The organism is Clostridium manihotivorum, from assembly GCF_004015185.1.
In the GTDB taxonomy this organism is placed as follows: Bacteria; Bacillota; Clostridia; order Clostridiales; family Clostridiaceae; genus Clostridium_AR; species Clostridium_AR manihotivorum.
Genome location: NZ_CP025746.1, coordinates 6308220 through 6320440 on the forward strand (window position 1 = coordinate 6308220; position 12221 = coordinate 6320440).

Here is a 12221-nt window from a genome sequence, read left to right on the forward strand (position 1 = left end):
ACTTTCACTTTTTTCTTATGTTATACAACAATCTAAATTCTCTTGCCAGAGAATAAATCGATACTACTCCAATTATTAGAACCCCCATGAACTTTGAGATTCTAAATATAAAGGTGGCTACTATTATTGCTATTCCTATAAGTGCTGGAGGCAATGCAATATCACTTATAAACTTATTCTTTTCTTCTATATCCTCTGGAGTAATCTTATCATTTATCCTTAATATAGTCTTGTTTCCTACTCCCACCAAATAACTTAGTAAAAGTAACACAAAACCTACTGCAATTAAAATATACTCGTAACCTTCCATCAATACTCCTCCATATAATACTTCGTACCATTAGATTATATATTATTATATGTGCATTACAGCATTATTATATATTAATTACAATTTTATTACTTTCTAGAAAAGTAAAAAAACTGCTAATAGCTTAGCAGTTTCTTATAACGTATCAATTAATTCAATTCATTTCATTTCCTATAGAGTCCCTTTAAGCCCCAAAAGGAACTCTAAAAAAATTCCTTAATTAAAATAACACCTTTTAAAATCCATTTTTTGACCTGATATTAAGAAGAATATAAACATCAAATTCCTAATTAGTTTCTTCATTTTGTATTAAACTATGCTTTCTACCATAAGTAAAATACACAATAAGACCAATTATTATCCACACTGAAAATCCTAACCAAGTCTTAGCTTGTAGTCTTGAAAGGAGATATGTGCAACATATAACTGCTATAATTGGTGTAAATGGAACACCAGGACATTTAAATATTCTGTTGAAATTAGGCATTCTCTTTCTAAGAACAATTACACTTAAAGAAACCACTATGAAGCCTAACAAAGTCCCTATACTTAGAAATTGAACTATTATATCAAGCGGAAGTAACCCTGCTATTATTGCTGCTACAGTTCCGGTTATTATAGTAGATACATATGGTGTCTTATGAACTGGATGCACCTTAGAGAAAAGCTTAGGTAAAAGTCCATCTCTAGACATAACCATAAACACTCTAACTTGGCCATATAGTACTGCCAAAATTGTTGAAATCATACCTATTATGGCACCAGTTCCAACTAAAGCAGAGCCCCAGTTTATACCTACTCTTGCTAAAGCTCCAGGTACTGCATTTTCAGAAATTATCTCTTTAAAAGGAACCATTCCTGTAAGTACAAAGGCTACAGATATATAAAGTACACTCACTATAGCAAGACACATTATTAAGCCTAATGGTATATCCCTCTTTGGATTATCCGCTTCTTCTGCTGCAGTAGATATTGCATCAAAGCCAATATATGAGAAGAATATAGTGGCTGTTCCCGCAAATATTCCTTTTATTCCGTATGGATTAAAAGGCTTATAGTTAGCTACATTTATATGAGAGAATCCCAACACTACGAATAATAGTATTATGCATATCTTAATACCAACCATAATATTATTAACACGAGCGCTTTCTTGCATTCCATAGCATAAAAGTGATGTTATTATTACGATTATAAGTACAGCAGGAAGATCAATAATCCCACCTTTACTTGGTGATGCCGCAAAGGCTTTAGGTATACTTAAGCCAATATTGGCAAGTATGCCTTGAAACGTACCTGACCAACCTGATGCAACTGCACTACAAGCTACTAGATATTCCGCAGTAAGACACCAACCAATGATCATCGCCACTATTTCACCAAATGTTATATATGCATAAGAATATGTGCTTCCTGCAACAGGAAACATAGTTGCAAGCTCAGAATAACTTAGTCCACAAAGGCAAGCTATAACAGCAGCTATAAGGAAGGATATTATTACAGCAGGACCTGCAAGGTGAGCCCCTTCACCAGTAGCAACAAATATTCCTACACCCACAACTGCACCTACACCAAGTGCAGCTATATCCTTCGCTTTTAAATTTTTCTTCAACCCAGTTTTAGCTACTCCCTCAAGCATCTGCTCGGCTGTTTTTTTCTTAAAAATGTTCATTAAAATCCTCCTTAAAAAGGCCCCAAAACAAATAAATTATTAAAAAATCATAAAACTAAATGAAAAATTATCATCACGATACAATATTATATAATAAATTAAAAAAACTTCAAACTAATAGCTATATATTTAACAACATATTTTATGATATATCGCCATTTTTCATTATTTTATACCGTATTTACTACATCTTTTTAAAAATAATTAAATTTATCTCTACAATTTTAATTTCTTATTGATATATATGTATAAATATTAACTGTATCAGTAGTATCAATTCATATTTTTTATAAAAAGTACTTAGTTCATATAAATAAAAATACATCTAACTTATGGTTAAATGTATTTTTATTTAAACTATTATTATTACTAATAACCTTAATTATACTTATCACAAAGTTATTAAGTATTGCTCATTACCGTAAATGTAGTAATGTTTATTCAACTTAGTTAGCTCCTAGAATCTCTCCAGTCTCTGCATCCAGATATATTGTCACTTGATCTTTATCAGAACTGGTTACACTCCAAACTAGTTTGGAGTACGCCTCACTCCTAGGATAGATAGAATCTCCTTTTGCAGTATCCCCTTTTTTTGTTTTAGAAAGAATATCATAATTATTATTTGGAACAATTGATTCTAAACTAATATCCTTACAGCCATATATCCCTAGAGCCCTAAAATATCCCTCAGCAATAGTATAGGCGTGTCTTTCGTCTATATTAGTATTAGACTTTCCATTATATATCAGAGGTCTATAAAAGCTAGTAATCCTCTCTAGTTGCCCCTTGGAACTAACTACTACTTGTACGGAATTATCTCTGCTATAAATAACTTTATTATTTATAGCTATAGATTGGCAGAACTGTGCGACAAACTCTTTATTGGGCGTTCCAGGATAAGAAACATCTTCAATATTGTATTGAAAACCTAACTCTTTGTAGTAACCAATTGCCCTTTCCTTTAGCTGCTCTTCAGTTAAGTCCTTTAAACTATCATCGCTTTTTAAACCTTTAGTTAATGCCAGCTCTATAACTTGACCACTTAGGGCATCTATTCTTATTATATAACTATCAAATGTTACAGTATAATATGGTCTATTATAATCTTGAGTTCTACTGTTAATTCCAAAGCTCTTAACCTGTTCATCAGAGGAATAATACTTCTTAATAAAGTTTTTAGCTTTTTCTGTAGCAGTGTCAGTACTTATTGGTAAGTAGCCCGCTTCATCGTCTGCGCTCTGAGTCTTTAATATGTTTTCCAAATCACCGTTCTCACTGATCCAGGCGCCAATTATCTTATTAGAATATATCAAAGTTATAAGTAGCCCTTCAAGTTTATTATTCTTCTTAACATTTGCAGCATACAAAACTACCCTTTTTCCTTTATAAGCTTCAAAGTTGTATCCATTTTTTTTAGATAGTTCATTTCTTTGTTTGAATATATCTCCTATTGGTATATCTCCAGCACGCTCCTCAAAATTAGGTATTCTAATATGCATATTTATAACGCTGTTCTTTACTATTACATAGCCTTTTCTCATTGCAAATTCTTCTACGTTTTTACCGTATACAGACAATATACTTTCATTGGCCATCTCAGCTTTAGAAACTTTACTATATCCATCATCTATCTTAGCATAGGTATCATCAGCATTATTACTATTCTTTGCTGAGACATTGCTTTCTCTATTAAACAAGTTAAATAAAGACGGCCTTAATACCGCTAATTCTCCTAAAATAGCAACAAAGAGGACACTTGCAACCAATAAGTTGGTTAAATTTCTTTTATCTTTTCTATTTTTCTGAGGTTCTACCTTTTCAACCTCACTAATCAAAATCTTTTTCGTCTCTTCAATCATATCCAAAGTTGGAAACTGAATATCTTCAAAATAATCTAAATTCTTAATATCATCTACAACATTTTTATATTCTTCATCAAAGTCCTTATTTGAGTGTACTAACTTCTTTTTCATTGATATTTCCTCCTAAAAGCTTTTTATTCAAGTTCTTTAAAGCGCGTCTCAATCTAGTCTTTACCGTCGCTTCCTTAGTAGAAGTTATCTTTGCTATTTCACTAATCTTCATATCATAAAAATATCTTAAAATGATAACTTCTTTCATTTCAAAACTCAAGGTATCTATAAGTGATCTTATATATTTGCTATCCTCTTGTTGTAATAGAGCCTCCATTGAAGTATCAATACTGTTTTCCTCTTTTATATCTATATAGTTATTACACCAGTCTAGTTTTTGTCTTTTTACTCTTCTAAAATAGTCTTTAACTAAATTTGATGCTATAGTTAACAACCAGCTTTTCAGCTTATCCTCATGCTTGTATTTTTTTATGGCCCTTATGCCTTTAATAAATACTTCCTGCGTTAAATCATAAGACATATGGTAGTCTTCAGTAAGCTTATATATGTAGGCATACACTGTCTTATAATATCTACTAACTAATAAATCAACTGAACTTCTATCTCCATCAATAACAGCGTTTATTAACTGTTCATCCGACATAATCTTCCTCTCCCCTTAAATTATCAAACTACCCAAATTTATAGTCATTCTTTATATATCTTTGTGGTCTCCTACTAATAAAACAAACTTTTCATTGTACCCTGTGGAAGCTTTACCATCCATAGGGCGTCCATACACAATAAAAAGCAGTTTATCTTAACTATTCGCTTTTTCGAATTTAAGATTCTAAATACTTATTTATACATATACCTCAAAATACCCTCCTCAAATTATTGCTATATCATTACATAATAGGAACGAATCCATATAACAAAAAGTTTCATCCTTAATGAATAAAAAAGAAGCCACCAATAAAACTTTATTAATGACTTCTTTTCATAATATTAAAAATTAAAACATCGGATCACTGGTTGCTGAATTTCAACATAGTATTTTAACAGAGCCAAATTTAAAATTTCTTAGCCATAATTATAGCTTCTGCAAAAGGTTCATCCATAGTTTTAATACCTTTCAGATGCCCCTTAAATGCTTCTACAGGGTTTTTAATTGTATTAGAATAACTTTTTCTATCCTTTTTATCTCTATGTTCCATAAAGAAACCTCCATCTTTAGACATTTTTATAGCAATATTATGTTTAACAATACTATCAAAATTAACCAACTAATTAACAGGCTATTTAAGAGAAACTATTAGAATTAAATATAAGACACCTTATTCCTTCCATCTCTTTTAGATTTATAAAGAGCATTATCTGCTAATTCATAAAGCCTTTTTATATCTTTTGTACTCTCTGGAAAGCTTGCTACTCCAATTGACACAGTTAAGCACACTTCATTTTCATCAGATAATATGAACCTATATTGTTCTACATTTTTTCTTATTTTTTCTCCTATCCTAATAGCACTTTCCCTATCGCAGTCAAGTAAGATAACAGTAAACTCTTCTCCTCCATTCCTTGATATTACATCAAAAGACCTGCTACTGTTAACGAATATATTTGCCATTTCCTTCAATACTATATCACCATTAGCATGACCATATGTATCATTTATATGTTTAAAATGGTCTACATCTATAACTAAAAGCGAAAGTCTCTCCTCTTTATCTAGAGCATTAGAAGCTAACCTTTTCATCATTATATTAAATTGTCTTAAGTTGTTTAACCCTGTTAAAAAGTCTTGAGATGACTCTTTAACAAGCTTTACATAAAGTCTATTTGAAGAAAAACAATATTCAAGATACTTATAGGTAATTGAAGATACAATTATCGATGACATTATATACATAGCTAGTATGGATTTAAACTCAGCAGCATTGTAATAATTTATTATAAGCGCAATACTAGCTGCAACTGTGTTAAATGAAGTGCAGTACGCCCACTTTTGCCAAAGCCTAAGTTTTTTATTACAAATTACCCAATTGGCTGAGCCAGAAACTATAATTAAAATAACTCCATAAACAGATGAAATATTCACTCCAAAATAAGCTATTCTAAAAAATACTATCATGATGCTACATACGTATATCGATAGACCACCACCATAAATTGCAGCTATTATTATCGCCATATTTCTAAAGTCTATTATTGAATTTGTATAAACAGGGCATCCAAAGTAGATAAGACCAACACCTAAAATCCCATTGAGAACTCCTATAATCAATTTCTTAGTATAAGGATTTATTTTTATATGATCATATTCTTTTTTCCACTGAGTGAATAAACTGATAGAACTTATTAGAATAGAGAGATTTATAAAAAGCTCTTTGATCATATAAAGACTCCTTTCATATATGGCTTATGTTTTATTATTTGAATGAGTTCCTCTATTTATGTATAAGCAACATCTCCTCTTCATTACAATAAGTAAAGTTTTATCTTAGCAACTCTTTTTGTACCTCTATCATTACAAATTCATATAAATAAAATCCACAAGTCGAATAAACCTTCTTTTTAAGTATATTCCCAAAACTATAGACCTCCGGAATCACTTAACTTAACCAACAAAAAATCTTATATTTTTCTATAAAACAAAAAAACACCCATAATTTAAGCACTTCCATCAATTAGTTAGCATAAACTAATTTTTAAACTGTACTTACTTCCAGGTGTTTGAAATACGTTTCTATTGAAATAATCTAAATTTCTCATCTATAGACTGATAATCTTTTTCTCCAGCCAATTGGAGTGGCTTTCCAAATGGCATTTGTGCAATAAGCTTCCACTGTTCTGGTATATGCCAATTACTTTTAACTTCCTCATCAATTAATGGATTATAGTGCTGAAGCGATGCTCCAAGACCTTCTATCTCTAAAGCAGTCCATACTATATATTGAAGCATACCAGAAGACTGTTGAGACCAAACTGGAAAATTATCTTTATACAGCGCAAATCCCTCTTGAAGACTCTTTATTACATTCTGATCTTCGAAATAAAGTATTGTACCATGTCCCCTAGCAAAGGCATCTATTTTCTCTTCGGTTTGAGAAAAGCTAGATTCAGGTACTACTTTTCTTAAGGCTTCCTTAGTTATCTCCCAAAGCTTCGTGTGGTGCTTGCCTAGTAGCAATAAAACTCTTCCACTCTGCGAATTAAATGAGGTCGGAGAATACTTTACAGCCTCTTTAACTATATCCACTATCCTTTCATCAGGTATAGTTGATTCATTACTAATAGCATAAATTGATCTCCTACTTTTAATAGCAGTATAAAAATCAATAATCATATTTTCTCCTCCTACTTTAAGGTCAGTTGATATGCACCTTTATATCAAAAAGGTTTCTTATCTCCATATAGCTTTTACTTATGATATGAGGTTTATGTATATAGATAATTTATACGCCTAATTCTGTTATATTATAAAAGCTGTTGAATCCTTTGCCATACATCAGGATTACTCTTTTTTATATTTATTATCTTGAAGCTCTTATTAACAAAAGCATGAACTGTATTTCCCTTAGCTAAAACAACATTATCTTCATCTCTTACAACCTCATAAGAAAATATGACTTTAGCTCCATTTAATTCTTCTATTTTAGTTTTCACTGTAAGTTCGTCCTCATATTTTGCTCCTACAATATACTTACATCTGCTCTCAACCAAAGGAATCATAATGTTTTCCTCTTCCATCTGCTTATAAGTCATTCCTGATTCTTTTATGAATTCAGTTCTTCCCACTTCAAACCATGCATAATAATTTGAATGATGCACGATACCCATCTGGTCAGTTTCCACATATCTCACTTTAATTTTTGTTTCACTTACTCTCATATACAATCTCCTCGGTTAGTATATAGTCCGCTAACTATACTAAACTACTTTTTTAATTATAGTAAACAGGAAAAAAGCTAAAGGCTTTTTATAACCAAGCCTTTAACTTTTCATAATTCTTCTTTGCATCTTCATAGCCTAAGTCATATAGTTTATAAAGCTTCTCAGGCTTCTTTTCCAATCTATCAACCTGTAAATCTTCGCTTGGCCTTAAAACAAATATATCTCCGTCTCTATTCATCTGCTCTATTAAATCTAAAGTTTTATTATAAACGGAATGTCTGTTTACCATAGCCTCAGCTAGACCTTTATATTTAGAGTAAACTCTATCTACAATCCATCTTCTCTTAAACGCTTCTTTTCTATAGCCTTCTGGCCTTGTTAGTATAACTACGTGTTTTTTATTACCATCACTTATTGACTTATTTAATGGTATAGGAGCTGATATCCCTCCATCAAGCAGATGATACTTATCATAATCAACTATAGGCGCTGCAAAAGGAAGACTACTAGATGCTCGTATAACAGTTATTATCTTGTCATTATCTTTAAAGCACTGATTTTTTTCTACATAAAAAGGTTCCCCTGTTATACAATCTGTAGTTCCGATGACAAATCTTTGATCAGAATCAAAAAACGTATCATAATCAAAAGGATCTAATTCATTCGGTATTTTGTTATATACAAAATCTATTCCAAACAAACTCTTTTCCTTTAAAAAGTTCCTATAACTTAAGTACCTATGATCTCCTATATACCCTATGTTAATTCTTTTGTTTCTCTCGAACTGTTTAGAAATATATGATGCTGCATTACATGCACCTGCTGAAACTCCTATTACATATGGGAAGTGTAAAGATTTTTCAAGAAAGAAGTCAAGCACACCAGCAGTATAAACTCCCCTTAGACCTCCACCTTCAAGTACTAATCCTATATCCTTCATCATATCACCTTCTACTCTTTATATTTACTTTATTATACTAAATTGTTTCAACTTATAATAGTCAAAATTTTATTAATAAAATAATTATAATACTTAAAACAGCCTTGTAAACCAGTTATAGAAAGCTACTAAGTATAAATAATAATTTTAATAAGTAAAAGTAACCTTTTATATCATAGGCTCATATAATAGTCATTGTAAGGTTTACAAAGCTACATAAATAATATTAAGGAAGGATACATTATGCTCAGTGATAGAGACTATATCATTCACTCATTAGAGTTTAACCTATTCTTTTTAAGAATTGCAAAGGAACATACAATTTTTGCGGCAGCTTCGCTACCAATAAAGAACTTAAACATTATAAAACAGGCTAACATCTTTAAGAGAGCATATGAAGATCTTCTTTCCAGAGTCATATTGCTTAGTACAAACGAGCAAGTTAGCGGCTCTATAACAAACTCAGGAGAATTTGTAACAGAATACACCTTAGCTGCTGAAACAATAACATCTCAATTAACTGGAATTCCCATAGAAACAAATATTACAAGTCAAGAAATAAAGATGTTTAAGTCTAGTTTCCCAAGCTCCAGACAAGACAACCTAATAGCTCAAATATCAGGATTAAATGAAGAAGCTATTCGTCTTACAAATATAGTCATAGACTTTCAAACAAAATTATTAAATGATGTTTTAAACTGCAGAGCCTTTTCTTATACTTATCCTTTAATGCTAGAACATGTCACTAGAGAGGCTCAGTTTGCTGTAATGACTTTAAGGAAGTTGCAAATGAAAGATACTATAGATACAATAAATGAAATAATAAACTTTGAAATTAATTGGACTAGGCTTATGGATGAGCATTCAAAATTTATAAGAGGGTATCTAGATCCATCTCAACCAGCACTTTTTGATACAGCTAACGGATTCTCTAATGAATTTGATAAGCTACTTGCTTCAACCTTAGCACTTGAAGATAGTCCAGAAGAACTTGCAAGAGTTACAAGAGAAACTATAACTCAAGTTACCAGCTTAAGAGACTTTAAAACACAATCCGTAGAAGGAATACTTTCTTGTAAAATACGTTCTATAATACCTCCACTATTAAGCGACCACGTTCTAAGAGAAGCAAATTACTATTTAAAGCTTCTAAGAACCTTTGAGTCAACTCAATAGTAATGTATATGAGGAAAATCTGGCAGACAAATAAGACTTTCTTTTTTATGGCTTACCTTAAACAGCTATTACAACCCCTGGATACTAGTAGATTTAGCTAGGAAACGTTTTTATACTTTCCTACGAAAAAGAAAGCGTTTTTCATTATACCTTTGTGAGGTCTTTAGCCTCCATGTAGGATTCCTATACAGTAAAAAACTAAAAGACTTAGACTAATTATATTAAAATTAATCTAAGTCTTTTCTAATTTCTTAATACCTATAGCTATTAAACAGAGCTTAAGCTCAATATTTATAATTGAATTTAACTAATTGAACTTAGGAATCTCGTAGTAAAACATAGAATTTTTCATTTTTAATATTATGTTTTTCATAATTTGAGATTGTTTATAAGCCCAACCCACATCTGTAGCATATTGGTGAGCATACAATGTATTAGGTGATCTGTATATGGTACCAATATCCCATCTCATCTTATAAAGAGTATTTTGATTGTAAGTTGTACTATTTATGTAGCTTTGAGATATAAACTTTGCACCACCTACAATTGCTTGATCAACTGTGAACCATCCCTGTTCATACGCATTTTCTGATCCCCAAAGATCTGGATTAGAATCATAAGCTCCTACACCATAAACATTATATACCTTCATAGGAGTACTAACCGGAATTAACTTAGAACCGATATTCCCAAAAATCTCATGAACCTGACTAACTGTTATTCCTGTAGCTAAAGCTGATGTTCCGTTGCCTGTCTCTAATAAAGAGTGTGCTACTAAATATACTGGGTTAACATTATAGGTTTTCCCTGCCTGTATAAAAGAAGCACCTTTTCCTTCTAGAACACCTTTTCCTAAAAGTACATTATTTAAATCCTCAACAGTTATTCCATCTACGTAGTTAAGCTTTAAGAATTGATATACCCCATAATCTGTTATAAAGTTATTAGGGTCAGCATAATACTTAACTTGATCCCTTGTTGCATCAATCCAGTTACCGCTGCTCCAGGTCTGAGCCTTAGATGCTAGTCCCATTTGACTGTTAACAAAACTATCTAGTGTAATATTAGTGTTAGTATAGCTAATACTACCGTATCTCAAAATTTCAAAATCTATTTCTTTTGATCCATCATAAATATTCTTAGATGAAATATCCTTAACATCAACTTTAATCTTATACTTACCCTCTTTTGAAGGTATCCAAGTATATGTAGAATTAGCTGAGTAGTCGTTAACTAAAACCCACTGACTACCATCATTAATCAAGTATCTATATAAGCTTGAAATTCCATCAACAGCCTTAGAACTTATTATTATTGTATTACCAAGTCTTCTTGGAGATGCTAAGTTTGTTGAGATCTGCTGAACTTGTGGAAGCCTCGCTATTACAAAGGTCTTCTCTAAAAAGTTTTCAAATTCACTTGTAGACCCTTGTGCTTTTACTTGAACCCTTACAGTATAGCTAGAACCTTCTGTAGGATTCCAAATAAATTTATTATCAGCAGAATAATCTCTTAATGTAACCCATCCAGTTCCATTGTTCACCATAAACTTATACAAGATACTGCTTGTCCCGCCACCCATCGCTGTAATTGTAATCGGTGTATTTACAAGAGCTGGCGTTGCTTTATCAAAAGCTATATTACTTATTGTTGCAGTGGAACTCTTAACTTCGTAAGATGTCTCAATTGAAGTATCTGGATTCCTTAAGGAATTGGCTTGTTTTATATCTACCTTTACCCTATACTTACCTTCCTTTGATGGTATCCAGGTATATGTCTTATCGTAAGTATAGTCTCTAACCATACTCCAATTTTGTCCATCATAGATATAATATCTATAAAGTACTCCATTAGGTAAGTTAATATTAGCAGTAAACTTCACAGAAGTGTTTACAGTAACCGGAGAACTGATACTACTAGATATACTTTCAGCTTTTACTGTGCTGTATACTTCAAAGTTTATTTGTTTATAAGCAGTAGAAATAGTTTTACTATACCTATCCTTTACTTCAACCTTTATCTTTTGTGTTGCAGGCCTGTAAGGCTGCCATTGCGTACTGGTCTTTGAGGAATAATCTTGTAAAGTGTACCATCTTGCACCATCATAAATAGAAAACTTATAGAGCAAATTTTTTGTTCCTGTTGCACTAGCATTTATCTTTACAATTTCCCCAACTTTTGCTGACTGTCTATCCGTAGTAAGACTTGTTACACCAATGCTGATAGCATAAGCTTTTACATTTTGAAATGCAAGCGTTATCAGCATAATAAGAAAGAAAATACCCACTTTTTTATTAAGCTTCAGAAGAACCTCCCCCTTTATCTTTTGACTAAAAAAGTATAAGCTAGTTATACAATTTTAATATTAATATC

General features: G+C 31.5%; 11 protein-coding genes. 1 reads left to right on the plus strand and 10 read right to left on the minus strand.

Features of this window, described 5'->3' with window-relative positions; genetic code table 11:
- Positions 1 to 4 precede the first annotated feature (4 nt).
- From C1I91_RS27700 to C1I91_RS27735, 9 genes are all read right to left on the minus strand, one after another.
- Positions 5 to 310, minus strand: coding sequence for a hypothetical protein (locus tag C1I91_RS27700; protein WP_128215821.1), 306 nt, complete (start codon positions 308 to 310; stop codon positions 5 to 7).
- Positions 311 to 596: 286 nt separating this feature from the next.
- Positions 597 to 1982: an amino acid permease gene (locus C1I91_RS27705; protein WP_128215822.1), complete on the minus strand. Its 1386-nt coding sequence runs from the start codon at positions 1980 to 1982 to the stop codon at positions 597 to 599.
- Positions 1983 to 2428: 446 nt separating this feature from the next.
- Complete coding sequence (locus C1I91_RS27710; protein ID WP_128216124.1) at positions 2429 to 3955, minus strand: PepSY domain-containing protein; 1527 nt, start codon at positions 3953 to 3955, stop codon at positions 2429 to 2431.
- Positions 3927 to 4499, minus strand: a complete 573-nt coding sequence (locus C1I91_RS27715; RefSeq protein WP_128215823.1) for an RNA polymerase sigma factor — start codon at positions 4497 to 4499, stop codon at positions 3927 to 3929. The genes C1I91_RS27710 and C1I91_RS27715 overlap by 29 nt, the downstream gene beginning before the upstream one ends.
- Before the next feature lie 409 nt (positions 4500 to 4908).
- Positions 4909 to 5052 carry a hypothetical protein gene (locus C1I91_RS28485; RefSeq protein ID WP_164880691.1) on the minus strand — a complete coding sequence of 48 codons (144 nt, stop codon included), beginning with the start codon at positions 5050 to 5052 and terminating at the stop codon, positions 4909 to 4911.
- A gap of 104 nt (positions 5053 to 5156) precedes the next feature.
- A complete protein-coding gene (locus C1I91_RS27720; protein WP_128215824.1) occupies positions 5157 to 6233 on the minus strand; it encodes a diguanylate cyclase in 1077 nt (358 codons plus the stop codon).
- 351 nt (positions 6234 to 6584) lie between these two features.
- Positions 6585 to 7184 carry a nitroreductase family protein gene (locus C1I91_RS27725; RefSeq protein WP_128215825.1) on the minus strand — a complete coding sequence of 200 codons (600 nt, stop codon included), beginning with the start codon at positions 7182 to 7184 and terminating at the stop codon, positions 6585 to 6587.
- A gap of 131 nt (positions 7185 to 7315) precedes the next feature.
- Complete coding sequence (locus C1I91_RS27730; RefSeq protein WP_128215826.1) at positions 7316 to 7729, minus strand: acyl-CoA thioesterase; 414 nt, start codon at positions 7727 to 7729, stop codon at positions 7316 to 7318.
- 88 nt (positions 7730 to 7817) lie between these two features.
- Positions 7818 to 8672 carry a patatin-like phospholipase family protein gene (locus tag C1I91_RS27735; protein WP_128216125.1) on the minus strand — a complete coding sequence of 285 codons (855 nt, stop codon included), beginning with the start codon at positions 8670 to 8672 and terminating at the stop codon, positions 7818 to 7820.
- Positions 8673 to 8915: 243 nt separating this feature from the next.
- Between C1I91_RS27735 and C1I91_RS27740 the strand changes: the two genes are divergently transcribed.
- Positions 8916 to 9848: a DUF2935 domain-containing protein gene (locus C1I91_RS27740; RefSeq protein ID WP_128215827.1), complete on the plus strand. Its 933-nt coding sequence runs from the start codon at positions 8916 to 8918 to the stop codon at positions 9846 to 9848.
- A gap of 307 nt (positions 9849 to 10155) precedes the next feature.
- Here C1I91_RS27740 and C1I91_RS27745 read toward each other — a convergent pair whose 3' ends face one another.
- Positions 10156 to 12114, minus strand: a complete 1959-nt coding sequence (locus tag C1I91_RS27745; protein ID WP_128215828.1) for a triple tyrosine motif-containing protein — start codon at positions 12112 to 12114, stop codon at positions 10156 to 10158.
- Positions 12115 to 12221 lie beyond the last annotated feature (107 nt).

Excerpts from the sequence above, each read along its gene's own strand:
- C1I91_RS27740 (WP_128215827.1), top strand. The coding sequence starts at position 8,916 with ATGCTCAGTGATAGAGACTATATCATTCACTCATTAGAGTTTAACCTA.
- C1I91_RS27745 (WP_128215828.1), bottom strand. The coding sequence starts at position 12,114 with ATGCTGATAACGCTTGCATTTCAAAATGTAAAAGCTTATGCTATCAGC.
- C1I91_RS27700 (WP_128215821.1), bottom strand. The coding sequence starts at position 310 with ATGGAAGGTTACGAGTATATTTTAATTGCAGTAGGTTTTGTGTTACTT.
- C1I91_RS27735 (WP_128216125.1), bottom strand. The coding sequence starts at position 8,672 with ATGAAGGATATAGGATTAGTACTTGAAGGTGGAGGTCTAAGGGGAGTT.
- C1I91_RS27730 (WP_128215826.1), bottom strand. The coding sequence starts at position 7,729 with ATGAGAGTAAGTGAAACAAAAATTAAAGTGAGATATGTGGAAACTGAC.
- C1I91_RS27725 (WP_128215825.1), bottom strand. The coding sequence starts at position 7,184 with ATGATTATTGATTTTTATACTGCTATTAAAAGTAGGAGATCAATTTAT.
- C1I91_RS28485 (WP_164880691.1), bottom strand. The coding sequence starts at position 5,052 with ATGGAACATAGAGATAAAAAGGATAGAAAAAGTTATTCTAATACAATT.
- C1I91_RS27720 (WP_128215824.1), bottom strand. The coding sequence starts at position 6,233 with ATGATCAAAGAGCTTTTTATAAATCTCTCTATTCTAATAAGTTCTATC.
- C1I91_RS27705 (WP_128215822.1), bottom strand. The coding sequence starts at position 1,982 with ATGAACATTTTTAAGAAAAAAACAGCCGAGCAGATGCTTGAGGGAGTA.
- C1I91_RS27715 (WP_128215823.1), bottom strand. The coding sequence starts at position 4,499 with ATGTCGGATGAACAGTTAATAAACGCTGTTATTGATGGAGATAGAAGT.
- C1I91_RS27710 (WP_128216124.1), bottom strand. The coding sequence starts at position 3,955 with ATGAAAAAGAAGTTAGTACACTCAAATAAGGACTTTGATGAAGAATAT.